Origin of the sequence: Xanthomonas sp. PPL134 (genome assembly GCF_040595915.1) — a bacterium.
GTDB classification, from domain to species: domain Bacteria; phylum Pseudomonadota; class Gammaproteobacteria; order Xanthomonadales; family Xanthomonadaceae; genus Xanthomonas_A; species Xanthomonas_A indica.
This window is the reverse complement of the sequence record NZ_JAMDLL010000014.1, coordinates 1-26,879: the sequence shown is the minus strand read 5'-3', so window position 1 is coordinate 26,879 and position 26,879 is coordinate 1. Positions and strand designations below refer to the sequence as shown.

Sequence of the window (26,879 nt, the reverse complement as noted above, 5' to 3'; positions counted from 1 at the left end):
GTGGACGCGTCACGTGCAGACAAGCCCCATGTGGGAGGGACTTCAGTCCCGACCCGATGACCGGTGACTGCCGCAATGCGGGGCGATCGCCGCAGGAGGCCGCGAGCTCATTGCATCGCGCGTCGCGGCTGAAGCCGCTCCTACAGGGGGGATCGCGCCAGTGGACGCGTCACGTGCAGGCAAGCCCCCTGTGGGAGGGACTTCAGTCCCGACGCGATGACCGGCGGCTGCCGCAATGCGGGGCAATGGCCGCAGGGAGCCGCGAGTTCATTGCATCGCGCGTCGCGGCTGAAGCCGCTCCTACAGGGGGCATCGCGCCAGCGGACGCGTCATGCGCAGGCAAGCCTTGTGGGAGGGACTTCAGTCCCGACACGATGACCGGTGACTGCCGCAACAAGGAGGAGGGAAGCCCGTCTCGGTCCTAGGCGCACGTCGCCGCCAGCCCCGCCGTCGCCAATCCCGACTCCCCAATCCCAAAACCCCGCCTCCCCAGGTGACGCCAGCCGACACAGCTTGTATATTTTGTGTTAATTATGCTGCGGCGCGGCAAGGACTCGGCGCGCTCCCGATTACGCCCACCCATCCCGGAGTTCCCATGTCTGCCAGTTGGTCGCTGCGCGCCAGTGCGCTTGCCGTTGCCGTCGTTTCCGCGCTTTCCTTCCCCGCCGCCGCCCAGCAGGCGGAGAGCACCGACGGGGTCGCCCGTCTGGACACGATCAAGGTCACCGCCGAGCGCCGCGCCGAGGACTCCAAGGACGTGCCGGTGTCGGCCAGCGTGCTGCGCCCGGAATACCTGGACGCCATCGCCACCAGCGGTTCGGACGTGCGCGTGCTGGCCGGCAAGGCGCCCAGCCTCAACGTCGAGTCGTCCAACGGCCGCGTGTTCCCGCGCTTCTACATCCGCGGCTACGGCAACACCGACTTCAACACCTACGCCTCGCAGCCGGTGTCGCTGATCTATGACGACGTGGTTGCCGAGAACGCGTTCCTGAAGGGCTTCCCGATCTTCGACCTGCAGAGCCTGGAAGTGCTGCGCGGCCCGCAGGGCACGCTGTTCGGCCGCAACACCCCCGCCGGCGTGGTCAAGTTCAACTCGGTCAAGCCGACCATCGGCGCCAACGACGGCTACGCCAGCCTGTCCTACGGCACCTACGGCACCATGACCATGGAAACCGGCCTGAGCGTGGCGATGGGCGACAAGTGGGCCGCGCGCCTGTCGGCGCTGGGCCAGCGCCGCGGGGACTGGGTCGACAACACCATCGACAACCGCTCCTTCGAAGGCTACATGGACTCGGCGGTGCGCCTGCAGCTGCTGTTCCAGCCGGGTGAGGACTTCAGCGCGCTGTTCAACGCGCACGCGCGCCACCTCGACGGCACCGCGCGCCTGTTCCGCGCCAACATCTTCCAGCCGGGCACCAACCAGCTGGTCGCCGGCTTCGACCCGGACAAGGTGTCCATCGACGGCAAGAACACCCAGGAACTGCAGACCTACGGCGGCAGCGCCAACCTGACCTGGGACCTGGGCGACATCGTGCTGCACTCGATCACCGGCTACGAGGGCATCGGCAAGTACTACAGCCGCGGCGACATCGACGGCGGCTACGGCGCGGTGTTCGCGCCGCCGTCCGGCCCCGGGGTGATCCCGTTCCCGGTGGAGACCGCCGGCGGCATCAAGAACCTGGACCAGTACTCGCAGGAGCTGCGCGCCGAGTCGCAGTACGCCGGGCCGCTGAACTGGCAGGCCGGCCTGTACTACTTCCACGATTCGGTGGAAGGCGAGAACTATACCTACAACACCCTGGCCGGCGGCACCCTGGCCAGCTACCAGCTGACCCGCCAGCGCAACACCTCGTGGGCGGCGTTCGGCTCGCTGAACTACGCGGCCACCGAGCGCCTGAACCTGCGCGCCGGCATCCGCTACACCTACGACAAGAAGACCTTCGACGTCCTCGCCCTGGATCGCGTGACCCTGCAGCAGCCCTCCAGCGGCAGCACCGACAACTCCAAGGTCACCGGCGACCTCAGCGCCACCTACACGATCAACGACGACGTCAACGTCTATGCGCGCGCCGCCCGCGGTTTCCGCGGCGCCAGCTTCGGCGTGCCGTCGGCCACCGCGCCGCTGACCGTGGCCGCGCCGGAGACCGTGGACTCCTACGAGATCGGCATCAAGTCCGACCTGTTCGACAAGCGCGCGCGCCTGAGCTTCGACGTCTACGACTTCAAGGTGAAGAACCAGCAGCTGACCGCGGTCGGCGGCGCCTCCAACGACGTGCGCCTGCTCAACGCCAAGGCCTCCAAGGCGCGCGGCGCCGAGTTCGACTTCGAAGCGCTGCTGACCCAGAACCTGCGCATGACCCTGGGCGGCGCCTACAACTGGACCCGCATCGAGGATCCGACCCTGTCGGTGGGCGTGTGTCGCACCTGCACTGTGACCGATCCGATCAACGCCTCCGGCCGCGCGCTGATCGACGGCAACGTGCTGCCGCAGGCGGCCAAGTGGATGGGCAACGCGACCCTGCGCTACGGCATCCCGGTCGGCGACGACGCCGAGTTCTTCTTCTTCACCGACTGGTCCTACCGCAGCGAGATCAACTTCTTCCTGTACGACTCGCGCGAGTTCGTCGGCCAGCCGCTGCTCGAGGGCGGTGCCAAGATCGGCTACAACTGGGGCGCCGGCGCGTACGAGGTCTCGGTGTTCTGCCGCAACTGCACCAACCAGATCCGCGCCACCGGTGCGATCGACTTCAACAACCTCACCGGCTTCATCAACGACCCGCGCATCGTCGGCGCGCAGTTCCGCGCCAACTTCTGATCCGCGGCCCCGCCGTTTGCAAGACCGACCGCCGGCTATCATGCCGGCGGTTCTTTTTTGGGAGACGCGCATGCGCGTGCTGAAGCAATGGGCGGCGTCGGCGCTGTTGATCGTGGCGGCCTGGGCGACCGATGTGGTGGCGGCCCCGGCATCGTCGCCAGTGACCGCACCGGTACAGAAGGTGGTGGTGTCCACCGACGTCGGCGACGACATCGACGATGCGTTCGCGCTGGCGCTGCTGTTGCGCAGCCCCGAGCTGCAGGTGCTGGGCATCGCCTCGGCCTGGGGCGACACCGGCCTGCGCGCGCAACTGCTGCAGCGGCTACTGCAGCAGGCCGGCCGCAGCGAGATTCCGCTGGCGATCGGGCAGCGCACCGACAGCACGATTCCCTTCAGCCAGGCGCGCTGGGCGGCGAAAGGTCGTCTGCCCGCGGCGGCGCCGGACGCGGCCGCTTTCATCCTGGCGCAGGCGCGGCGCCATCCCGGCCAGGTCACCCTGCTGGTGCTTGGCCCGCTGACCGACGCGGCGCGCGCGCAGCAGCGCGACCCGGCCGGCTTCGCCCAGCTCAAGCAGGTGGTGCTGATGGGCGGCTCGGTGCGCGCGGGCTACGGCAAGTCGCGCTACCGTCCGCCGAATCCGCCGGCGGCCGAGTACAACATTGCCGCGGATATTCCCGCCGCGCAGCGCGTGTTCGGCGCCGGCACGCCGATCGTGATGCTGCCGCTGGACGCCACCCAGGTGACCCTGGAGGAGCCGGAGCGGGTGGCGCTGTTCGCCCATGGCGAGCCGCTGACCGATGCGCTGGCGCAGCTCTACTACCAGTGGCGCGACACCGACCAGCCCTGGGCCAGTGCCACCCCGACCCTGTTCGACGTGGTGCCGGTGGCGCAATTGCTCGATCCGGGCCTGTGCCCCACCGTGCCGTTGCGCATCGTGGTCGACGCCAAGGGCTACACCCGCGAGGCACCGGTGGCGGAGGCGCCGGGCGCTGCGGCCAACGCGCAGGTGTGTCTGGCGCTGGACCGGCCACGGCTGATCGCGTTGTACATGCAGCGGTTGCTGCGCTGAGGGCAGTGCGTCGGCATCCGGGGATGTAGGGGGCGGCTTCGCATCGCCCCTGTGGGCGCGACGTTCGTTGCGGCGAGCGGGACCATTGGCCGGTCCGTTGCTCTGCAGTCGGGACTGAAGTCCCTCCCACATGAGTGTTGTCGGCAGCGCCATCGGATCGGCTCCCCTGTGGGAGGGACTTCAGTCCCGACGCGTGAAGCCATCGGCGCACCCAGTGCCGGCGCAGTGGAATTGAATTCCCTCCTGCATGACCTCAGGCGAGGGCGCGCGGGTACTCATCCAGGGGGGAGGAGCGGCTTCAGCCGCGACCGGCTTTCCCGGGAATGCCTGTCGCGGCTGAAGCCGCTCCTACGGAGGCTCCTCGGCGATCGGTGGTGCCGTGGCGGGAGGGACATCCGCGCCGACGGCGGCCTGCCGCGCACATGCCGATGGATGGCGCCCGTTCGCCCCTCCAGCCGTCGCGCCGGCGCTTTATACTCGCGCCACATTCAAGGAGCGAACGCATGCACACGGATTCGAAGCGGCGCTGGGCAAGCCTGCGCGCGGGGTTGATGGGGACGTTCCTGGTGCTGGGCCTGGCGCTGGCGCTGGGCGGCTGCAAGCGCAACGAATCCGGGCAGTTGCCCGAGGCCAGCGGCGAGCCGGTGAAGGGGCAGAAGGAAGCGATGAAGGGCTTCGGCCTGGTTCGCGCCTATCCCGACCAGAAGGGCGACGGACTGTCGCTGGCGCTGGAGTTCTCGCGGCCGCTGGTCGGCACCCAGGATTTCGACAAGCTGCTGCGCTTCGAGGAGAAGGTCGGCACCGACGAGAGCGCCTGGTCGCTGTCCGACGACGGCAAGACCCTGCGCTATCCCTACGTGGAGGCGGCCAAGGACTACACCGTGGTGATCTCGGCCGACCTGCTGGCCGCCGACGGCAGCCGCCTGGGCAAGCCGCTCAAGCAGAAGGTCTACACCGGCGAGCTGACGCCGGCGGTCGGCTTCGCCTCGCAGGCCAGCGTGCTGCCGGCGCGCGAGAGCCGCGGCCTGCCGGTGGTCTCGCTCAACGTGCCGGAAGTGGACGTGGAGTTCATGCGGGTCAAGGACAGCGCGCTGCCGGCGTTCTTCGCCCAGTACCAGCGCGGCGGCCGCCGCGGCACCTGGGAGCTGGACAGCGACTACGGCGACCACACCCCGATCTCGCAACTGGCCGACTCCGTCTATACCAACCGCTTCGTGCTCGGCGGCGACAAGAACGAGCGTGCGCTGACCTACCTGCCGATCCAGGAGATCAAGGAGCTGCAGGCGCCGGGCCTGTACTTCGCCGTGCTGCGCCGCCCCGGCAAGTTCGACAACGAGTACGACACCGCCTTCTTCACCGTCAGCGACATCGGCCTGCACGCGCGCGCCTACAAGGACAAGCTGTTCGTGCACACCGCCTCGCTGCAGAGCGGCGAGCCGCTGAAGAAGGTGGAGCTGCGCGTGCTCAACGCCGACGGCGAGCTGTTCCTCAAGGGCCAGACCGACGACAACGGCAACGCGCTGCTGAACTACACGCTCGACGCCGGCCAGGTGCTGGTGGCGCGCAGTGGCACCGACCTGTCGATGCTGCCGTTCAACCAGCCGGCGCTGGACTTGAGCGAGTTCGCGGTGGCCGGGCGCGAGAACGCCTGGTTCGACGTGTTCGCCTGGTCCGGCCGCGACCTGTACCGCCCCGGCGAGACCGTGCGCGTATCGGCGCTGCTGCGCGACAACGACGGCAAGCCGGTGCTGACCACCGGCAAGGGCGCGCAACCGGTGTTCCTGCGGCTGAAGCAGCCCGACGGCAAGATCTTCCGCGAGACCCGGCTGCAGCCGGGCGAGCAGGGCTATTTCAGTTTCGAGCAGTTGATCCCCGCCGATGCGCCGACCGGGCGCTGGCAGGTGGAGTTCCGCACCGACCCGACCAGCAAGGAAGCGGTGCAGGGCATGACCCTGCGCATCGAGGAGTTCCTGCCCGAGCGCATGAAGCTGGACCTGGACAGCGCGCAGAAGACGCTCAAGCCGGGCGAGCCGTTCAAGCTGCAGGCCACTGCCGCCTACCTGTACGGCGCGCCGGCCGCGGGCAACCGCTTCACCGCCAAGCTGGCGGTGGCGGTGGAGCAGCATCCGGTGGAGGCGCTGCCGGGCTACTTCTTCGGCGACCCGACGCTGCAGTTGCCGCGCGAGGCCAAGGACGTGGTCGACACCGAGTTCGGTGCCGACGGCAAGCTCAGCGAGGACCTGGCGCTGCCCGACGAGGCCAAGCCGACCAGCACCATCGCCGCGCTGGTCTCGGCCAGCGTGTACGAGACCGGCGGCCGCACCGTCACCCGCACGCTCAAGCGCGTGCTGTGGCCGGCACCGGCGCTGGTCGGCGTGCGCCCGCTGTTCGACGACAAGGACGGTGCCGACGCCAACGCCAATTCGCGCTTCGAACTGATGCGGGTGGACGCGCAGGGCAGGCCGCAGCCGGCCAAGGGCCTGAAGGTGACCCTGGTGCGCGAGCTGCGCGACTACCACTGGGCGTTTACCGACAACCGCTGGGACTACGACTTCACCCGCCGCTTCGAGAACAAGCAGACGCTCACCGTCGATGCCGGCAGCAGCGCGGCCAAGGTCGATTTCCCGGTGGAGTGGGGCGAGTACCGGGTGGATGTGTTCGACCCGTCCACCGGCCTGACCACGCGCTATCCGTTCCATGCCGGCTGGAGCTGGAACGACGACAACCGCGGCCTCGACGCGCGCCCGGACAAGGTCAAGCTGGCGCTGGACAAGACCGGCTACAAGGCCGGCGACACGCTCAAGGTCACCCTGACCCCGCCGCACGCCGGCCCCGGCCTGCTGATGGTCGAGAGCGACCGCATGCTGTACGTGCAGGACATCGACGTGAAGCCGGGCAGCCGCTTCGAGATCCCGGTGACAAAGGATTGGGAGCGCCACGACGTCTACGTCACCGCGCTGGTGTTCCGCGGCGGCTCGGCGCCGAGCAAGATCACCCCGGCGCGCGCGGTCGGCGTGGCCCACGTGCCGATGGACCGCAAGGCCCGGCGCGTGGCGGTGGGCCTGGTCGCGCCCAAGCAGATGCGTCCGGAGCAGCCGCTGCCGGTGACGGTGAGCGTGCCGGAGCTGGCCGGCAAGCAGGCGCACGTGACCATCTCCGCGGTGGACGTGGGCATCCTCAACATCACCCGCTTCCCGGTGCCCGATGCCAACGCGCAGTTCTTCGCGCAGCGGCGCCTGGGCGTGGATGCCTACGACATCTACGGCCGGGTCATCGAGAGCTTCGAGGGCGGCACCGGCAAGCTGCGCTTCGGCGGCGACATGGCGCTGGCGGCGTTGCCGCAGGCCAAGCGCCCGACCGCGCGGGTGCAGACCGTGGACCTGTTCTCCGGCCCGGTGCAGCTCGACGCCAAGGGCAACGCCCGCGTGCAGCTGCCGGTGCCGGACTTCAACGGCACCCTGCGCGTGTCGGCGCTGGTGTATTCGGACGAGCGCTACGGCAACCGCGACGTGGAGACCCTGGTGAGCGCGCCGATCGTGGCCGAGGCCAGCATGCCGCGGGTGATGGCGCCGGGCGACCACAGCACCGTGACCCTGGACGTGCAGAACTTCACCGGCCAGCCGGGCGAGTTCAAGGTGCGGGTGGATGGCGAAGGCCCGCTGGCGATCGCCGACAACGCGCGCAGCGCCAAGCTGGGCAAGGACGGCAAGGCCACCCTGAGCTTCCCGCTGGTGGCGCAGGAGGGCTACACCGTGGCCAAGGTGCGGGTGCGCGTGGAGGGCAATGGCTATGCCGCCGACCGCCGCTACGACCTGCCGGTGCGCGCGGCGTGGCCGTCGGTGCTGCGCACGCAGACCCGCGTGCTGGACACGCTGGCGCCGGTGACGCTGGGCGCCAGCGACGCCGAGGGCCTGATGGCCGGTTCGGTCAGCGCGCGCATGCTGGTCAGCGCCTTGCCGCCGATCCCGTTCGCCAGCGCCCTGCAGGGCGCGCTGCAGTATCCCTACGGTTGCGCCGAGCAGACCACCAGCAAGGGCTATGCCGCGCTGCTGCTCGACGATGCCACGGCGCGCCTGCTCGGGGTCAAGGGCCTGGATGCGGCCACGCGCCGCGCGCGCATGGAAGGCGCGTTCGGGCGGCTGGCCTCGATGCAGGTGTCCAGCGGCCACTTCTCGATGTGGGGCGACGACGGCTACGTCAATCCGGGGTTGACCCCATACATCGCCGAGTTCCTGCTCGACGCCAAGGACGCCGGTTTCGTGGTGCCCGACAATGTGCTGCAGAAGGCATTGAACCGGCTCAGCGAGGACCTGCTGTCCGGCGGCAACAACTTCTACGGCCAGGACCGCCGCGAGAACCTGAAGTTCGCCAACCAGGCCTGGTCCGGCTACGTGCTGGCGCGGGTCAACCGCGCGCCGCTGGGGACGCTGCGCGCGCTGTACGACAACGACCGCGGCAAGGCGCTGACCGGCCTGTCGCTGGTGCACCTGGGCGTGGCGCTGTCGCTGCAGGGCGACAAGAAGCGCGGCGAGGCGGCGATCGCCGCCGGTTTCGCCAAGGACAGCGCCGACCGGCCGCGCTACTTCGGCGACTACGGCAGCGTGGTCCGCGACGATGCGCTGATGGTCGCGCTGCTGCACGAGCGCGGCCTGGCCAGGCCCGAGTACGACGCGCGGGTGGTGGCGCTGGGCCGCGAGCTCGACGCGCGCCGCCGCGGCGGCTGGCTGTGGCTGAGCACGCAGGAGCAGGTGGCGCTGGCGCGCATGGGCAAGGCCTTGCTCAACAGCCAGACCGCGCAGGTGTCCGGGCAGTTGAACGTGGGCGACAGCAGCGAGGCGATCGCCCCGGCCAAGGCCTTCGGCCGCCAGTTCGACGAGGCCGAGCTGGCGCGCGGCGTGCATTTCGTGCCGCAGGGCCAGCCGCCGCTGTACGCCAGCCTGGAAATCGCCGGCGTGCCGCGCACGCCGCCGGCGGCCGACGACAGCACGCTGAAGGTGGAGCGCAGCTTCTACGGCACCGACGGCAAGCCGTGGACGCCGCAGCCGCTGAAGGAGGGCGAGGCGCTGATCGTGCGCGTCACCATCACCTCCGACACCAGCATGCCCGACGCGCTGCTGACCGACCTGCTGCCGGCCGGCCTGGAGATCGAGAACTTCAACCTGGGCGACGCCAAGCAGTGGGCCGACGTGGTGGTGGACGGCATCGAGATCAGCGACCGCTCCAACGCCGCCGACGTCAAGCACGAGGAGTTCCGCGACGACCGCTACGTGGCCGCGCTGAGCCTGTCGGCGGGCAGCAAGGCGCAGGTGTTCTACCTGGTGCGCGCGGTGACCCCGGGCACCTACACGGTGCCGCCCTCGCTGGTCGAGGACATGTACCGTCCCGACCTGCGCGGCGTGGGGCGCAGCAACCCCGGCACGATCAACGTCGTGCAGCCCTGACTCCTCTCTCCCTCCGCGAGAAGGCGGAGGGGTGAGGGGATGACCGCCAGCGGAGCCGCCTGACTCCCCTCTCCCCCGGGAGAGGGGCCGGGTCTGAGGGTCCGGTCGCCAGGGAAGCCAGCTGACTCCCCTCTCCCTCCGGGAGAGGGGCCGGGGGTGAGGGTCCGGCGGAGACCGTCGCGCCTGCCGCACCGCAGCTACATTCCCGCGTTCGCAGCACCCAGACAGGACCCAACAGGGTCCTGTCGTCGTTTCGGTGCCACCGCATGCGTGGATCCCGCCAAGCCCATGCAGTGGCAGCCGCCATCGCTGTCTCTGATGTCGATTAATGCACGTTTTTGCACGATTACGCACGTTCGTCTAAGCTGGCCCGGCACCGTTCGCCAGGGTTTCTGCATGCCGTCCGCTTCGCCGCCCGCTCCCGCCCCAGCGCCCACCGTCTCCCGCGCCGTCGCCGCCACCCGCGGCATGTTCCTGCTGTCGGGCATGGCCATGGCCGCCTGGGCGCCGATGGTCCCCTACGTGAAGGCGCGTTTCGGGCTGGACGATGCACGGTTGGGCATGGTGCTGCTGGCCTTCGGCGCCGGCTCGGTGCTGGCGATGCCGCTGGGCGGCCTGCTCAGCCACCGCCTGGGTGCCCGCACGGTCATCGTCGCCAGCGCGCTGGCGCTGTGCCTGGCGTTGCCGGCACTGGCGCTGGCGCCCAGCGTGCCGCTACTGGTGGCCGCGCTGCTGTACTTCAGCGCGGCGCTGGGCGCGCTCGACGTGTCGATGAACGCGCATGCGGTGGAGGTGGAGCGGCGCCTGCAGCAGGCGGCGATGTCCGGCTTCCATGGATTGTTCAGCGTCGGCGGGCTGATCGGCGCAGCCGGCATGAGCGCCTTGCTCGGTGCCGGCCTGCCGCTGCTGGCCGGCGCCATGCTGGTCGCCACGCTGCTGCTGGGCGTGCTGCTGTGGCAGCGCAGCGGCTTGCTGCGGCACGCTGGGTCGGCCACCGAGGCGGTGCCGCTGCGGCTGCCGCAGGGGCCGGTGCTGCTGCTTGGCGCGCTGTGTTTCGTCTGCCTGCTGGCCGAGGGCGCCATGCTCGACTGGAGCGCGGTGCTGCTGCGCGAGCATCACGGCCTGGCGCCCAGCGCGGCCGGGATGGGCTATGCCGCGTTCTCGGTGGCGATGGCGCTGGGCCGGCTCGGTGGCGATCGCCTGGTGGCCTGGCTGGGGCCGGTGCGCATCGTCGCCCTCGGCGCGCTGCTGGCGGCGGCCGGGCTGGCGCTGGCCAGCCTCGGCACGTGGCCGGGCAGCGGCCTGCTCGGCTGCGTGCTGGTCGGCCTGGGCGCCTCCAACCTGGTGCCGGTGATGTTCGGTGCCGCCGGGCGCATGCCCGGCACCTCGCCGGCGTTGGCGCTGGCGACCTTGACCACGCTCGGGTATACCGGCCTGCTCGCCGGACCGGCGCTGATCGGATTCCTGGCCCACGCCATCGGCCTGCCGCTGGCGCTGGCCGCGGTGGCGGCGCTGTTGCTGCTGGTCGCCGCCGGCGCGCGCCTGGTGCGTCGTTGATCCCCACTTAGTCTGCTGGAGCTTGTCATGCCGTCGTCCCCTCTCTCTGCCGCTCCTTCCCTGGACACCGTGGTGTTCGATCTCGGCGGCGTGTTGATCGACTGGAACCCGCGCCATCTGTATCGCCGCCTGTTCGACGACGAAGCAGCGATGGAGACCTTCCTGCGCGAGGTGTGCAGCCCGCAGTGGAACGAGCGCCAGGACGCCGGACGACCGTGGCACGAGGCGGTGGCCGAACTGAGCGCGCTGCATCCGGCGCATGCGCCGATGATCGCCGCCTACCACGCGCGCTGGCCGGAGATGCTGGGCGGCGCAATGGACGCCACGGTGGCGGTGCTGGAGGAACTGCGCGGGCAGGGCGTGCGGCTGTACGCGTTGACCAACTGGTCGCACGAGACCTTCCCGATCGCGCGCGAACGCTACCCGTTCCTGCAGTGGTTCGAGGGCGTACTGGTGTCCGGCGAGGAACGCCTGGTCAAGCCGGATCCGGCGATCTTCGCGCTGTTGTGCGAACGCTACGCGATCGCGCCGGCGCGGGCGGTGTTCATCGACGATGCGCCGCGCAACGTGCACGCCGCCGCGGCCACGGGCATGCACGCGCTGCAGTTCCGCGACGCCGCCACGCTGCGCGAGGACCTGGTCGCGCTGGGCCTGCTGCCGCCGCGCGCCGACGCCGCGGCGCCATGAGCGGCGAGCGCGACACGCTGCCGCAGGAGCGGCAACAGGCGATTTTGCAGCGCCTGCGCGAGCACGGCCGGGTGGTGGCGGCAGAACTGGCCGAGCGCTTCGCCGTGTCCGAGGATTCGATCCGTCGCGACCTGCGCGAACTCGCCGCGCAGGGCCTGTGCCGGCGCGTCTACGGCGGCGCGCTGCTGCCCACCCCGAGCTTCGCGCCGCTGCCGCAGCGCCAGGCCGAGCACGCCGAGCGCAAGCGCGCGCTGGCGCTGGCCGCGGTCGCGCTGGTCAAGCCCGGGCAGCGGCTGCTGATCGACGCCGGCTCCACCAACGGCGCCATCGCCGCGGCGCTGCCGGCAGGGCAGGGGCTGAGCGTGGTCACCAATGCGCCGGACATCGCGCAACGCCTGCTGCGCCGCGAAGGCATCGAGATCCTGCTGATCGGCGGGCGCGTGGATCCGCGCAGCGGCGCCGCGGTCGGTGCCCAGGCGCTGCAGCAACTGCGGCAGTTGCGTGCCGACCTGTGCTTCCCCGGCGCCTGCGCGATCGACCCCGAACGTGGCCTGTGGGGCGTGGACGACGAGGAAAGCCTGTTCAAGCGGGCGATGGTCGAGGCCAGCGCCGAGACCGTGGCGGTGGTGACCAGCGACAAGCTCGGCACCCTGGCCGCGCACCGCGTGGTCGGCGTGGAGGCGATCGACCGGCTGGTGGTCGAGCACGACGCCCCGGCCGGCGTGCTCGCCGCGTTCGTCGCGCAAGCGGTGCAGGTGCACCGCGCCGCGCCCCCAGCGGCGGACTGAGGCGCCCGCCAGATCGCTTCTGATTCAGGCGCGTCCGCCACGGCGCACGTGGCTGCAGCGTCCGAGCGCAACGCCCTCGCGGCACGGGCGGCCGATTCGCGCCGCATGAGGCTCGCTGTCTTCGCGCTTTCCGCGCGCCGCCATCGGGTCGTCATATCCCTGGGATTAAATAACGAACTTTAAGTTACTTAATTCGGTCAACCAGGGGACATCGCCATGCAACCACTCACCCATCGGCGCCGCGCGCTGATCGTCTGCGCGCTTGCCGCCAGCTGCCAGGCCGCGCTGGCGCAAGACGCCGCATCCACCACGGCGACGGCCGCTGCCGACGCCAGCGCCGTCGCGGCGACCAGCGCGCCGGCCATCGGCGACACCACGCCCACCACCACGCCCCACGCTGCCGCCAGCGACGACGGCACCACCACGCTGTCCAGCGTGCGGGTCACCGGCGTACGCAAGGCCAATGCCGCCGCGATCGAGAGCAAGCGCGCGGCCACCAACATCACCGACGTGGTCAGCTCCACCGACGTGCGCGCGCTGCCGGACACCACCATCGTCGAGGCGCTACGCCGCATCCCGGGCCTGTCGGTGCTGCCGGCCACCGACAACGAACATCCGCGCGACGAAGCCGCCACCCCGGTGCTGCGCGGCCTCGGCCCGTCCTACAACAACGTCACCATCGACGGCCTGACCGTGGCCTCGCCGGGCACGCCCAACGGCACGCTCGGCTCGATCACCCGCGGCGTGCGCCTGGACATCCTGCCGGCCTCGATGGTCAGCGAACTGCAGGTCATCAAGACCTTCACCCCGGACCTGGACCCGAACGCCACCGGCGGCGCGATCAACCTCAAGACCCGCAGCGCGTTCGAGAACGGCGGCAAGCCGTTCTTCACCGCCGAGGCCTCGCTGGGCCATGCCAACGACGTCGGCAAGCCGCGCGACCAGGACGACCCGGGCTACCGCCTGCTCGCCACCGGCAGCCGCACCTTCGGCAGCGACGGCCAGTACGGCCTGACCCTGTCCGGCAACTACCAGACGCTGAGCAGCTACACCGAAACCCACATGACCACCGACACGGTGCACTACGGGTTCTACGACAGCACCGGCGCGCTGCAGAGCGGCACCAACCTGGGCAACGGTTGGGCCATGCCGCAGCAGGACAAGTACTGGTACGTGATGGACAAGCGCGACCGCTACGGCCTCACCGGCAAGTTCGAGGCGCGGCTGAGCGCATCCCTCCAGGCCTACGCCATGGCCGGCTACTACTACTTCCGCGACAACATGGAGCGCAACGAGATCATCCTCGATCCGCGCAACCGCAATCGCGTCTACAACCAGACCGCCACCAGCGGCACGTACCCGGTCGGCGACGTGGAAGTGGGCTACTCCAACCAGATCACCACCACCCGCACCAAGCTTGGCCAGACCGGCTTCGAGTGGCGACCGGACGACCGGCAGCTGCTGTCGGCGCGCGCGTCCTGGTCCGATGCCACCTATGCCGAGCCGATCAAGATGATCAAGTACGTCACCGGTGCGCAGCGCCCGGCCGCGGTGCCGACAGGACAGACCGGCGCCGGCGTCACCGTGGTGCCGACGGCGGCCTACGGCTTCAACTACGACACCTCCGCGCTCAACCAGCGCTTCCCGATGTCGGCGCAGGCGTACTACGACTACGACAACTACAGCCTGCTGTACTGGCGCCCGGACTACCAGCGCAACGCGCGCGACAAGGTGTTGACCGGGCGCCTGGACTACGCCTTCAACCGCGGCGAGATGGACCGCGGCGTCGGCTTCGGCAGCGGCCTGAGCTATACCCGCGACGAACCCGGCTTCGACATCTATCGCGTGGAATACCAGCCCAACCGCAGCGCGCCGCCGCTGAAGATCGCCGACGTGCTGGCGCCGTCCAATGCGCCGATGCGCTACCTGGGCCTGAACCTGATCGCGATCGATCCGAACAAGGCCAACCAGGTGCTGGAGGCGACGCCGCTCAGCGCGTTCAACCGCACCGACCAGAGCGCCTTCAGCAACCAGGACAACTTCAGCCATCGCGAAGAAATCTTCGGCGCCTACGGCCTGGTCGGCTATCGCGCCGACGCGTTCGATGTGGAGGCCGGCCTGCACTACGACCACACCGACCAGTCCACGGTCGGCCGCCAGCGGCAACTGGATACGGCCAGCGGCAACTACGTCTACGTCGATGCGCCGACCGAGTCGCGCTACGCCAAGGTGCTGCCCTCGGCGGTGATGACCTACCACGTCAACGACCGCCTGGACCTGCGCGCCGGCGCCAGCCGCACGCTGGGCCGTCCGCCCTACGACGCCTACGCCGCGCGCACCTCGATCGGCTTCGTCAACAGCAGCGACATGGGCAATCCCAATGCGCAGGGCGTGACCGTCACCATCGGCAACCCCGACATCAAGCCGCGCGTGTCCACCAACCTTGATCTGTCGCTGGAATGGCGCCTGCCCGACGACGTCGACGGCATGTTGGCCGCGGCGCTGTTCGACAAGCGCATCCAGGACGAGATATTCACCCTCTCGCGCACCGACCAGTTCAGCTTCAACGGCACCACGTACTCCAACGTGCTGATCAGCACCCCGGCCAATGCCGCCAAGGCGCATGTGCGCGGCCTGGAGCTGAGCGCGGTGCTCAACACCTTGTTCCCGGGCGTGCCGGCGTTGTCCGGCCTGGGCGCCAGCGCCAACCTGGCCCTGCTCGACGGCGGCATGGACGTGCCGTTCACCAGCGGCAGCGCGCCGAACGTGGTGCAGCGCCAGCGCACCGTCGATCGCCTGGTCGGGCAGCCGGACTACACAGCCAACGCCTCGCTGTTCTACACCATCGGCGGCGTCGAACTGCGTGCGGCCTACAACCGCCAGGGCAAGGCGCTGCGCGCCATCGTCAGCAATATCGCCTGGCAGGACCTGTACTGGGCGCCGCGCTCGCAGCTGGACCTGTCGGCGACCTGGGCGGTGAGCAAGCAGCTCAGCGTGGTCGGCCAGATCAGCAATGTCACCCACAGCCGCCTCACCAGCTTCACCGGCCCCGGCGAGAACCTGCTGAAGGACAGTTATTCGATGCCGACCACCTACTGGCTCGGCCTGCGCTTCACCCCGTCGCTGTGACCGTTGCCGGAGACCTTCCATGAACCTGCTTTTCTCGCGCGGCGCCCTGCTTGCCGCGCTGCTGACCGCGACCGCCCCGGCCGTCGCCGCCATCGCCCCGATCCAGGCGCGCCTGGCCAATCCCGACGGCGGCATCTTCGTCGTCGCCCACCGCGGCTGCCACAATCCCGCGCCCGCGCACGGCTTCGCCGGGCACGCGCCGGAGAACTCGCTGCTGGGCCTGGAGCGCTGCGTGGCGCTGGGCGTGGACATGCTGGAAACCGACATCCGCCGCGCCGGCGACGGCACCCTGGTGATGTTCCATGACGCCACCGTCGACCGCACCACCGACGGCACCGGCAAGGTCGCCGAACTGACCTGGCCGCAACTGGCGCGGCTGCGCCTGCGCGACGACGAGGGCGGCGCCGATGCGCCGCTCACCGACCAGCATCCAGTGACTCTGCAGCAGATGCTGGCCGCGGCCAAGGGCCGGATCATGCTCAACCTCGACGTCAAGGCGCCGATCTACGCCGAGGTGGTCGATGCGGTACGCCGCGCCGGCATGGAGCGGCAGGTGGTGGTGAAGACCGAGGTCGGCGTCGCCAGCCAGGACCTGGCGTCGATGCCGCCGTTCGACCGGATCAACTTCACCCCGGTGCTGCTCAACCCGCCGGGCACCGACGACCTGGTGCAGACCGTGCGCACCCAGACCGGCGGCAAGGTGCGGCCGGTGGCGATCGAACTGCCGCGGATGCGCCTGGCCCAGTTGCCGGCGGTGGCGGCGCTGGCCAGGCAGCGGCAGGTGCGGCTGCTGGTCAATACGCTGTGGGAGGGCTTCGTCGCCGACGTCGGCGGCGATGCCGATGCGGTGCGCGATCCGGAGGCGGTGTGGGGGCGGCTATACCGTGCCGGCATCGGCGCCTTCCAGACCGACGAACCGGAAGCGCTGCTGCGCTATCGCGCGTCGCTGGAAAAACCGTGAGCCGCGCCTGACCGCGCCACTGTCCGGAATCGGTCGGTGCGCGACCGTTTGCGGACGCGGCGATTGCAGGCGTCGCGATCGCGGCATAAGTAATTCAATACGTTAGCGTGGTTCGACGATTGGCATGCAGCCTGCTGTACAGCAGGCATGGATATCGCGAAATCACCGAACCGTTCGTTCTGGCGCCAGCGCCGTCGCTGGCTGGTGGCGGCCGCTGTCGCTGCGGTACTGCTAGGCGTGGTTCTGCTCGGCAGTGGTCGCGCGGCGCCGCGCGTGGCGCGCAGCGAAGTGTGGATCGATGCTGCCACGCGCGGCGAAATGCGCCGCGAGGTCCGCGCCAACGGCGTGCTGGTGCCGCGGCAGATCCGCTGGATCACCGCCGGGGCTCCGGCCACCGTGCAACAGCAACTGGTCGAGGCCGGCGCGCGCGTGCAGGCCGAGACGCCGCTGCTGCAACTGGCCAATCCCGAACTGGGGGCCGGCCTGGACCGCGCCCGTGCCGCGCTGGCCGCCGCCGATGCCGACCTGGCCGCACTGCACGCCGCGCTGGCCTCGCAACTGCTGGACCAGCAGGCGCTGCAGGCGCAGGCCGAGTCCGAGCTGCAGATCGCGCAGATCAAGGCCAAGGCCTACCAACGCGGCCACGACGGCGGCGCGATCTCGGTGATCGACCTGACGCAGAGCCAGATCGTCGAGGCGCAGCAGCGCGGCCACGCCGACATCGAGCGCAAGCGCGTGGCCGCGTTCCGGCAGAACATGGCCGCGCAACTGCGCGCCGCCCAGGCGCGGCGTGCGCAGGCCGCCAGCGCCCTGGCCATCGCCGCCGAACAGGCCGCCTCGCTGCAGGTGCGCGCCGGCAGCGACGGCATCCTGCAACAGGTGGACGTGGAGCCCGGCCAGCGCGTCGAGGCCGGCGCCAAGCTGGCGCGGGTGGCGCGCCCGGACGACCTGCTGGCACGGCTGCAGGTGCCCGAACTCCTGGCCAAGGACGTGATCGAAGGCCTGCCGGTGACGGTGGACACGCACAACGGCGTGGTTCGCGGGCAGGTGGCGCGGATCGATCCGGCGGTGCGCAGCGGCAGCGTGGTGGTCGACGTGCGGCTGGCGCCGCCGCTGCCGCCCGGCGTGCGCCCGGACCTATCGGTGGACGGACGTATCGTGCTCGGCACGCTGCGCGACGTGGTCAGCATCCCGCGCCCGGCGCTGGCCGTCCCCAACGCCGCCGGCAGCCTGTTCGTGCTGCGCGACGGCGGCGACACCGCGCAACGCATCCGCGTGCGCTTCGGCGCCGCCTCCAGCGACCGCATCGAAGTCCGCGCCGGCCTGCGTGCCGGCGACCGCGTCGTGCTGTCCGACACCAGCCAGTGGAATGCCGACGCCACCTTGCGCTTACGCTAGCCTCACCAGGAGAGATCCCGCATGACCGCAGTTCCCACACCTTCCGCCGCGCCGCTGATCCACCTGCACGGGCTCAGCAAGGTCTTCCACACCGAGGAAGTGGAGACCCACGCCCTGGCCGAGATCGCACTGGACGTGGCGCCTGGGGATTTCGTCGCCATCACCGGCCCGTCCGGCTGCGGCAAGTCGACCCTGCTGTCGATCCTGGGCCTGCTCGATGCGCCCAGCGGCGGCACCTACCGGCTCAACGGCCGCAGCGTCGCCGAACTGGACACCATCGGCCGCGCGCGCATCCGCAACGCCGAGATCGGCTTCATCTTCCAGGCCTTCAACCTGATCGCCGACCTCACCGTGGAAGAGAACGTGGCGCTGCCGCTGACCTACCGCGAGGGCGCCCAGCGCAGCCAGATCCGCCAGCGCGTGCGCGAGGTGCTGGAGCTGGTCGGCATGCAGCATCGCCACAAGCACTATCCGGGGCAGTTGTCCGGCGGCCAGCAGCAGCGCGTGGCGGTGGCGCGCGCACTGGCCGGCAACCCGGCGATCCTGCTCGCCGACGAGCCCACCGGCAACCTGGACAGCCGCAACGGCGAGGCGGTGATGCAGTTGCTGGAACAGCTGCACGACCACGGCACCACCTTGTGCATGGTCACCCACGACCCGGCGTTCGCGCGGCGCGCGCAGCGCATCGTGCACATGCTCGACGGCCGCATCGTCGACGAGGACACCTTCGAGCGGCTCCGCCACGAGCAGGACGTGGTGTTGCCGGTGCGTCACGCGGAGCAGGCGCGATGAGCGCCGCCCTGCATTGGGCCGAGATGCGCCAATCCTGGCGTGCGCTCGCGCGCAGGCCCGGCTATCTGCTGCTGGCGGTGCTGACCCTGGCGCTGGGCGTGGCCACCACCACCGCGGTGTTCGCATTGCTCGACCAGGCCTTGCTGAAACCGTTGCCGTTCCCGCAGCCGGAGCGGCTGGTCACGCTCGGCGTGTCCATCGAGAATGGCCGCAATGTCGCCGCACCCGGCTACTACCCGGTGTTGCGGCGCATGTCGAGCCTGCAGTCGATCGGCATCCTGCGCGCGTTCCCGGTGCCGGCCAACATCGCCCGCGGGGATGCCAGCGAGGTGGTCGCGTCGATCAGTGCGGATGCCGGCTTCCTGCGCACGCTCGGCCTGCCAATGGCCGTGGGGCGCAACTTCAGCGACGAGGAAAGCCGGCTGGGCGGGCCGCAGGCGGTGATCCTCAGCCACCGTTTCTGGCAGCGTTATTTCGGCGGCGATCCGGCGGCGGTGGGGCGCAGCCTGCAGGTGGAAGGCAAGCCGGTGCAGATCGTCGGCGTGTTGCCGGCGGAGTTTCCCTGGGCCGAACCGTTCGACCTGATCCGCAACATGCAGCCGGACCTGGCCGCGACCAACCTGTCCACCAACGAGATCGTGGTGGCGCGGTTGCGGCCCGGGGTCAGCGTCGCGGCGGCCTCCGCGCAGACCGCGGCGGTGCTCAAGGCCTTGTTGCGCGGCAGCCTGCACATGGACCCGTCGTGGTGGGCATCGTTGCAGCGACGGCCGCCCAACGCGCTGCCGCTGCAGGGAAGTCTGTACAGCTCCTTCAGCGGCAACACGCTGTGGCTGTTCTTTGCCGCGGCCGCCTGCGTGCTGCTGATCGCCGCGATCAACCTGACCAGCCTGATGCTGCTGCGCGCGTTGGGGCGCAGCCACGACAGCGCGGTGCGTGCCGCGCTGGGCGCATCGTGGCTGCGGCTGAGCCTGCCGGCGCTGGCCGAAGGTGCGCTGATCGGCGTGCTCGGCAGCCTGGCCGGGCTGGCGCTGGCCTGGCTGGGGCTGCGCCTGCTCGGCGGCTGGGTACCGCTGATGTGGATGCGCGGCGAGGCCCCGCACCTGAGCGGCGTCAGTGTACTGTTCGCGCTGCTGGCCGGCGGTGCCACCGCGCTGCTGGCGGCCGCGCTGGGCGTCGTGCGCGGCCGCCGCCGCAATCTGGTGACTGAACTGGCTGGCGGTGGGCGGGGCGGCTGGAGCCTGCAGGCCGGCCGTCTCGGCCGCAGCCTGGTGATCGCGCAGGTGGCGATCGCCGTGGTGCTGCTGATCGGCGCGGCGCTGTTCACCCGCACCCTGCAGAAGCTGGCGGAGGTGCCGATGGGCTTCGAGAGCCGGTCTGCGGTGGTGTTCACCCTGGCGCCGGTGAAGGAGCGCTACGCCACGGCGGCCGATGCGGTGGAGCAGACCCGGCGCATCGTCGCGCGGCTGCAGCAGGTACCGGGTATCGAACGCGTCGGTGTGTCGACCAATCCGCCAACGGCGACGCAACTGAGCTGGAGCGTGGAGGTCAACGGTGCGCCCTCCGTCGACAGCCAGTACCGGCTGGCCACGCCGCAGTTCCTGGATGTGTTCCGCATCCCCTTGCTGGCCGGGCGCGGGATCGCCGACAGCGATGTGGCCGGCGCCGAGCGGGTCTGCGTGGTGAGCGCCAGCTTCGCCGCGCGTTACCTGCACGGGCAGGCGCTCGGCAAGCTCATCACCTTGCCCGACGACGGCGGCGACCAGCGCTTGACGCTGCGCGTGGTCGGTGTGGTCGGCGATGTGCGCCATACCAGCCCGGCCGAGCCGCCGGAGCCGACGGTGTACCAGCCGCTGGCGCAGATGGGCGAGCCGATGTGGCAGATCATCCGCAGCTTCGGCGCATTGACCTACGCCGTGCATCTGCGTGCCGGCGCGCTGGGGGCCGACGAGCGCGCGCTGCGCGCGGCGATCAAGGAGGTGGCGCCGCAGCAGCCGATCGCCGACCTGCAGCCGATGCAGGCGCTGGTCGCCAGCACCACCGGCGAACAGAAGCTCAACCTGCTGCTGGTCGGCCTGTTCGCTGGACTGGCGTTGCTGCTGGCCGCGGTTGGCCTGTACGCGGTGATGGCGGTGGCGGTGGCCGCGCGCCAGCACGAGTTCGGCGTGCGCGCCGCGCTCGGCGCCCCCCCGGCGCGGCTGCGGCGGCAGGTATTGGGCGAGGCCGGCGTGCAGATCGGGGTGGGCCTGCTGCTGGGCCTGGGCGTGGCGATGGCGGTGTCGCGGCTGCTGCAGCGCTACTTGTTCGAGGTGCGCGTGGCCGACCCGCTGGCGATCGGTGCGGTGCTGCTGGTGCTGGCCGCGGCCGGCCTGCTCGCCGCGCTGGCGCCGGCACGGCGCGCGGCGCGGGTGCCGCCGATGCAGGCCTTGCGCGCCGAATGATCCGCGTCGCCTCCCGATGCCGGTGCGCCACGACGGTGGTCGTGGCGCCTGTCCCGCGCGCCCGGCCGCTAGACTCTGCGCCATGACCGACACCCGCACACCGCCGCTGCCGCGCATCCTCGTCGTCGACGACCAGGCCGATGTGCGCGAGGCCTTGCGCATGCTGCTCAAGAGCGCCGGCTACGGCATGGTCGGCGCCGAGTCGCCGGAACTGGCGCTGGCCTGCCTGCGCGGCGACGCGTTCGCCGCGGTGCTGGTGGACATGAACTACGCCCGCGACACCACCTCCGGCGCCGAGGGCCTGGCGCTGATTGCGCAGATCGCCGCGCAATGGCCGGGGCTGCCGGTGATCGCGATGACCGCCTGGGCCAGCATCGAGCTGGCGGTGGCGGCGATGCGCGAGGGCGCGGTGGATTTCATCGAGAAGCCCTGGCAGAACGCGCGGGTCCTGGCCGTGCTGGAGAGCCGTATCGCGCTGGACCGCAGTCGTCGCGCCGCGCAACGGCTCGGCGAGGCGCAGGCGCTGTTGCTGCAGGACGCCGCCGCCGGCTTCGTCGCCGAATCGGCACCGATGCAGCGCCTGGTCGAGGACCTGCTGCGCATCGCCGGCAGCGGCGCCAACGTGCTGCTGCTGGGCGAGAACGGCACCGGCAAGAGCCTGCTGGCGCAACTGCTGCACCAGTGGTCGCCGCGCCGCGCGCAGGCCTTCGTCAAGGTCAACATCGGCGGACTGGCGCAGACCCTGTTCGAGGCCGAACTGTTCGGCCACGTGCGCGGCGCCTACACCGACGCGCGCCAGGATCGTGCCGGCCGCTTCGAACTGGCCGATGGCGGCACCCTGTTCCTGGACGAGATCGGCAACCTGCCGTTGCAGCAGCAACCCAAGCTGCTGCGCGCGATCGAGGATGGCGAGTTCGAGCGGCTCGGTTCCTCGCGCACGCAGCGGGTGGACGTGCGCATCGTCGCCGCGACCAACGCCGACCTGGAGGCGGAGGTGGCGGCCGGTCGCTTCCGCCAGGATCTGCTGTACCGGCTCAATACCTTCCAGGTGCGCGTGCCGCCGCTGCGCGAGCGCGGCGCCGACATCCTGCCGCTGGCGCGGCATTACCTGGCCGCCGCCTGCACCCGCTACCGGCGGCCGTTGCCGACGCTGGCGCGCGACGCCGAGCGCGCCCTGCTGGGCTATGCCTGGCCCGGCAACGTGCGCGAGCTGGCGCACGCCATGGAGCGCGCGGCACTGCTCGCCGACGGCAGCATCCTGGGCAGTGACGACGTGCGCCTGCAGCCAGCGACCAGCGCCGCGCCAGCGCTGTCGACGCAGCTGACCCTGGAAGAAGCCGAGGCGTTGCTGCTGAAGCAGGCGCTGGCGCAGCAGCAGGGCAATCTGCAGCGCACCGCCGACCAGCTCGGTATCACCCGGCAGAGCCTGTACCGGCGCTTGGGCAAGCACGGGCTGCGCAGCGATGACGCCGGCTGAGCGACAGCGCTTCCGGCCGCTGTGGCTGGTGACGCCGGCCTTGCTGGCCTTGGTGCTGGTGCTCGCCGCCGGCGCGCCACGGCTGCTCGAGGCGGTGCTGTTGCTGCTGTGCGTGCTGCTGCTGACCGCAGTGCTGTGGCGCTGGCAGCAACGCGACGCCGGGCAGCGCCTGCGTACCCTCGGCGGCCTGCTGGACGCACTGCGCGAAGGCGATTACAGCGTGCGTGCGGCGCAGGACGCGCGCGATGCCGACGGCCTCCTGGCGCGGTTCAACGCCCTGGCGCAACGCCTGCAGGACGAACAGCGCGAATCGCACGAAAGCCTGCACCTGCTGAGCAAGACCCTGGCGGCACTGGACGGGGCGGTGTTCGCGTTCGAACAGGACCAGCGTCTGCGCCTGCTCAACCCGGCCGGCGAGCGCCTGCTCGGGGTCGCCGCCCAGCAGGCGATCGGGCAATCCGCGCAGGCGCTGGGCCTGGCCAGCCTGTTCGACGTGCCGTCGGGCAGCATCCAGGCGCTCGCGTTTGCTGGGCAGCAGGGGCGCTGGCAGATCGGCCACGCCGCCTTGCGCAGCCGCAGCCAGGCCGGGCGCCTGCTGCTGGTGCAGCCGATGGAGCGCGCGCTGCGCGAGGAGGAGGCGCAGGCCTTCCGCCGCCTGCTGCGCGTGCTCAGTCACGAGATCAACAATTCGCTGACGCCGATCGCCTCGATCGCCGACACGCTCGCGCGGCTGCTGGCAGCCGCGCCGCAGGCGCTCGACGCCGAACTGCAGGCCGATCTGCACAACGGACTGGGCGTGATCGAACAGCGCAGCGCGGCGCTGCAGCGCTTCCTGGGCGGCTACGCGCGCCTGGCCAGGCTGCCCGCGCCGGTCCCGGCGCCATTGGCGCTGGCGCCGCTGTGCGCGCGCGTGCAGCGGCTGCTGGACGATGCCAGGGTGCAGTTGGAGATCGACCCGACACTGCACGCACGCGCCGACGCCGACCAGCTCGAGCAGGTGCTGATCAACCTGCTGCGCAATGCGCTGGAAGCCGGCGGCAGCGCGCCGGTGACGCTGCATGCGTGCGGCGACGGCGCCAATGTGCGGATCGAAGTGCGCGACGGCGGCGCGGGCCTGCCGCCCAGCGACAACCTGTTCGTGCCGTTCTTCACCACCAAGCCCGGCGGTTCGGGCATCGGCCTGGTGCTGTCGCGGCAGATCCTGGAGGCGCAGGGCGGCAGCCTGCACCTGGAGGCCCGCACCGATGCGCCCGGCAGCGTGGCGACGTTGCGCCTGCCGCTGGCGTAGGGTGGGGGGGAGAGGCTCGGCGGGATCTGGCCCATGCACCACGTGCTGGCATTGCGCGTCTCCGGGAGACTCCATGCCGTTGTAGGAGCGGCTTCAGCCGCGATGGGTTTCCGATAACGCCCGTCGCGGCTGAAGCCGCTCCTACAACACGCCAGCGCGTGCAAGCGTGTCGCGGCAACCGCGCACTGTTGACGGTGTTCCGGCGCCAGCCCCGTGGATCGCTGGCGACGCCGTACGCGCCGGGGCGATCCCGCTCGCCGCGTCGCCGCCGCAACAGGCAAAATGGCCGCTTCCATCGGGAGCCCGCATGCCACTGGACGACACCGCCGCCTCGCACGCCGCGCGGCGCCCCCGGCGCTGGATGCGCCTGCTGCCGTGGCTGCGCTGGGGCACGGTGGCGCTGCTGTCGAGCCTGTTGTTGCTGGACCTGGCGTTCCCGCTGCCGCTGCCGAAGTCGCGCGACACCTCGACCCTGGTGGTGGCCGCCGACGGCACCCCGTTGCGTGCCTTTGCCGACAGCAACGGCGTCTGGCGCTATCCGGCCACCCCGGACAGCGTGTCGCCGCTGTATCTGCAGGCACTGCTGAACTACGAGGACCGCTGGTTCTGGCATCACCCCGGGGTCAATCCCTGGGCGCTGCTGCGCGCGGCCAAGCAGTGGCTGTTCTCGCGCCACATCGTTTCCGGCGGCTCGACCCTGACCATGCAGGTGGCGCGCATCCTGATGCCGCCCGAGGTCAGCACGCGCACGCCGTGGGGCAAGGCGCAGCAGGCCCTGCGCGCGCTGCAGCTGGAGGCGCACCTGAGCAAGCGGCAGATCCTGCAGCTGTACCTGGAGCGCGCACCCTATGGCGGCACCATCGAAGGTGTGGAAGCGGCGAGCTGGGCCTACCTGGGCAAGCCGGCCGCGCGCCTCTCGCAGGCCGAGGCGGCGCTGCTGGCGGTGCTGCCGCAGGCGCCGAGCCGGCTGCGCCCGGACCGGCATCCGGAGGCCGCGCGCGTGGCGCGCGACAAGGTGCTCGAACGCATGGTCGCGCTGCGCGTGTGGCCGCGCGCGCAGGTCGACGACGCGCGCATCGAACCGGTGGTGGCGCGCTCGCTGCAGACGCCGCTGCACGCCGCACTGCTGGCCGAGCGCCTGCGCCAGCAGCACCCGCACGCCACGCACATCGTCTCCACCCTCGATGCCGACCTGCAGCGCACCCTGGAGGACCGGGTCAGCGCCTACTTCTCGCAACTGCCCGAGCGCACCTCCGCGGCCTTGCTGGTGGTGGACAACCGCGACCTGCAGGCGCGCGCCTACATCGGCTCGGTGCAGTTCGGCGACCGCCGCCGGCTCGGCGACGTGGACATGGTGCAGGCCTGGCGCTCGCCCGGCTCCACGCTCAAGCCGTTCCTGTACGGCATGGCCCTGGACGATGGCCTGATCCATTCGGAAAGCCTGCTGGTCGACGCGCCGCAGAGTTTCGGCGACTACCGCCCGGGCAATTTCGACGAAGCCTTCAACGGCCCGATCGGCGCCGCCAGCGCGCTGCGCCTGTCGCTCAACGTGCCGGCAGTGGACCTGCTCGACCGGGTGGGGCCGGCGCGCTTCGCCGCGCGCCTGAGCAACGCCGGCATCGGCCTGCGGTTCCCGCGCGGCAGCACCCCCAACCTGGCGCTGATCCTCGGCGGCACCGGCGCGAAGCTGGAGGAACTGGTCGGCGCCTTTGCCGCGCTCAACCGCGACGGCATCGCCGGCCACGTGCGCTACAGCGCCGCCGACCAGCGCATCGAGCGGCGGCTGATGTCGCCCGGCGCAGCCTGGATCGTGCGCGAAATGCTCGAGGCCAATCCACGTCCGGGCTACGGCATCGGCACCTTCGACGTCGGCACGCGCCCGCGCGTGGCCTGGAAGACCGGCACCAGCTACGGCTACCGCGATGCCTGGGCGATCGGCAGCACCCGCCGCTACACCGTCGGCGTGTGGGTGGGCCGCCCCGACGGCACGCCGCTGCCCGGCCAGTACGGCGCGGTGACCGCCTTGCCGCTGATGTTCGAGACCATCGACAGCCTGCCGCGCCTGCGCGGCGACAACGCACCGCGGCCGATGCCGCCGACGGTGCAGCAGGTGGACGTGTGCTGGCCGTTGGGCATTGCCGCCGAGCAGACCCCGCCGTCGTTGTGCCAGCGCCGCTTCTCCGCGTACGCGCTCGACGGCGCGGTGCCGCCGACCTTCGCCGAGCGCGACGCGCGGCTGTGGAGCGCCGGCCGCGAGACCGTGCAGGTGGACGCACACAGCGGCCTGCGCCTGTCGCCCGACTGCGCGCAACCGCATGAGGCGGTTACCCGCGACCTGGCGCGCTGGCCGGCGCTGCTGACCCCGTGGCTGCACGCCAGCGAGCGCCAGGCCGGGCAATTGCCGGCGCTGTCACCGGACTGCCGCGACGACGGCCGCGGCCGCAGCGACGTATTGCGTATCGAAGGCCTCAACGACCGCGCCACCCTGGCACGCGCGCCGGGCAGCACTACGGTGCGTCTGCAGGTGCGCGCGCTGGGCACGAGCACCCCGGTGGACTGGCTGCTGGACGGCCGCTGGATCGCCCGCACCGAGGGCGCACGCACCTTCCAGCGCGACTTCGCCGACGCCGGCGACCACACCCTGACCGCCCTGGCCAGCAACGGCGCCTGGACCCAGGTGCGGTTCCGGGTGCTGCGTTGAGCAGCGGTGGCGCGCGCTCGCAGAAGCCAACTGTCACGCAACGACGACGATCAGAGTAGGCGGGCGATCCGCCCTCGGAAGCAGTCGGGACTGAAGTCCCTCCCAGATTGCTCCAGGACACGAACAAGCGTGAGTCCGTGCGAGAGGCGCGGTCGCTTGGCTTTGGCTGGTTGCTGTTGCTGTTGCTTTTGACTTCCCGGGTTCCCTTCCGAAGCGGCGAACCAGGCGGGAAAAACCCGAAGGGCGGCGCACATGGATGTGCGCCGTCCGCGGCAGGGGCAGGATGCCCCTTCCGCGGATCCCGTCTGGTTCGCGGACCCGGAGCGCGCAGCGCGGAG

Annotated in this window: 13 protein-coding genes and 1 pseudogene; all 14 read left to right on the top strand. The window is 70.9% G+C overall.

Annotated features, from left to right (window positions below):
- Window positions 1-595: 595 nt before the first annotated feature.
- The 14 genes and pseudogenes from M3U25_RS18050 to pbpC all read left to right on the top strand — a co-directional run bounded on the left by M3U25_RS18050 (window position 596) and on the right by pbpC (window position 26,541).
- Window positions 596-2,815: a TonB-dependent receptor gene (locus M3U25_RS18050; RefSeq protein ID WP_355503263.1), complete on the top strand. Its 2,220-nt coding sequence runs from the start codon at window positions 596-598 to the stop codon at window positions 2,813-2,815.
- Window positions 2,816-2,885: 70 nt separating this feature from the next.
- Complete coding sequence (locus tag M3U25_RS18045; RefSeq protein ID WP_355503265.1) at window positions 2,886-3,884, top strand: nucleoside hydrolase; 999 nt, start codon at window positions 2,886-2,888, stop codon at window positions 3,882-3,884.
- Between the two features lie 551 nt (window positions 3,885-4,435).
- A complete protein-coding gene (locus M3U25_RS18040) occupies window positions 4,436-9,325 on the top strand; it encodes an alpha-2-macroglobulin (protein ID WP_355503285.1) in 4,890 nt (1,629 codons plus the stop codon).
- A gap of 396 nt (window positions 9,326-9,721) precedes the next feature.
- Window positions 9,722-10,882: an MFS transporter gene (locus M3U25_RS18035; protein WP_355503267.1), complete on the top strand. Its 1,161-nt coding sequence runs from the start codon at window positions 9,722-9,724 to the stop codon at window positions 10,880-10,882.
- Between the two features lie 27 nt (window positions 10,883-10,909).
- Window positions 10,910-11,569, top strand: coding sequence for an HAD family phosphatase (locus M3U25_RS18030; RefSeq protein ID WP_355503269.1), 660 nt, complete (start codon window positions 10,910-10,912; stop codon window positions 11,567-11,569).
- The gene (locus M3U25_RS18025; protein ID WP_355503271.1) at window positions 11,566-12,357 is read left to right on the top strand and encodes a DeoR/GlpR family DNA-binding transcription regulator; all 792 of its coding nucleotides are present in this window, start codon (window positions 11,566-11,568) and stop codon (window positions 12,355-12,357) included. Before M3U25_RS18030 ends, M3U25_RS18025 begins: the two co-directional genes overlap by 4 nt.
- A gap of 216 nt (window positions 12,358-12,573) precedes the next feature.
- Window positions 12,574-15,486 (top strand): TonB-dependent receptor, encoded by a 2,913-nt coding sequence (locus M3U25_RS18020; RefSeq protein WP_355503273.1) that lies wholly within the window; start codon window positions 12,574-12,576, stop codon window positions 15,484-15,486.
- A gap of 19 nt (window positions 15,487-15,505) precedes the next feature.
- Window positions 15,506-16,447, top strand: a complete 942-nt coding sequence (locus M3U25_RS18015; RefSeq protein ID WP_355503275.1) for a glycerophosphodiester phosphodiesterase family protein — start codon at window positions 15,506-15,508, stop codon at window positions 16,445-16,447.
- 147 nt (window positions 16,448-16,594) lie between these two features.
- A complete protein-coding gene (locus M3U25_RS18010) occupies window positions 16,595-17,845 on the top strand; it encodes an efflux RND transporter periplasmic adaptor subunit (protein ID WP_355503277.1) in 1,251 nt (416 codons plus the stop codon).
- A 21-nt stretch (window positions 17,846-17,866) separates the two neighbouring features.
- On the top strand, window positions 17,867-18,637 hold the full coding sequence (locus tag M3U25_RS18005) for an ABC transporter ATP-binding protein (RefSeq protein ID WP_355503279.1): 771 nt from the start codon (window positions 17,867-17,869) through the stop codon (window positions 18,635-18,637).
- Entirely contained in the window at window positions 18,634-21,075 is a 2,442-nt protein-coding gene (locus M3U25_RS18000; RefSeq protein WP_355503281.1) for an ADOP family duplicated permease, read from the top strand. Before M3U25_RS18005 ends, M3U25_RS18000 begins: the two co-directional genes overlap by 4 nt.
- A gap of 82 nt (window positions 21,076-21,157) precedes the next feature.
- Complete coding sequence (locus M3U25_RS17995; RefSeq protein ID WP_355503283.1) at window positions 21,158-22,552, top strand: sigma-54 dependent transcriptional regulator; 1,395 nt, start codon at window positions 21,158-21,160, stop codon at window positions 22,550-22,552.
- Window positions 22,553-23,351: 799 nt separating this feature from the next.
- Window positions 23,352-23,840: an ATP-binding protein gene (locus M3U25_RS17990; protein WP_355503287.1), complete on the top strand. Its 489-nt coding sequence runs from the start codon at window positions 23,352-23,354 to the stop codon at window positions 23,838-23,840.
- 282 nt (window positions 23,841-24,122) lie between these two features.
- Window positions 24,123-26,541: pseudogene (gene pbpC / locus M3U25_RS17985) on the top strand (penicillin-binding protein 1C).
- Window positions 26,542-26,879: the final 338 nt, after the last annotated feature.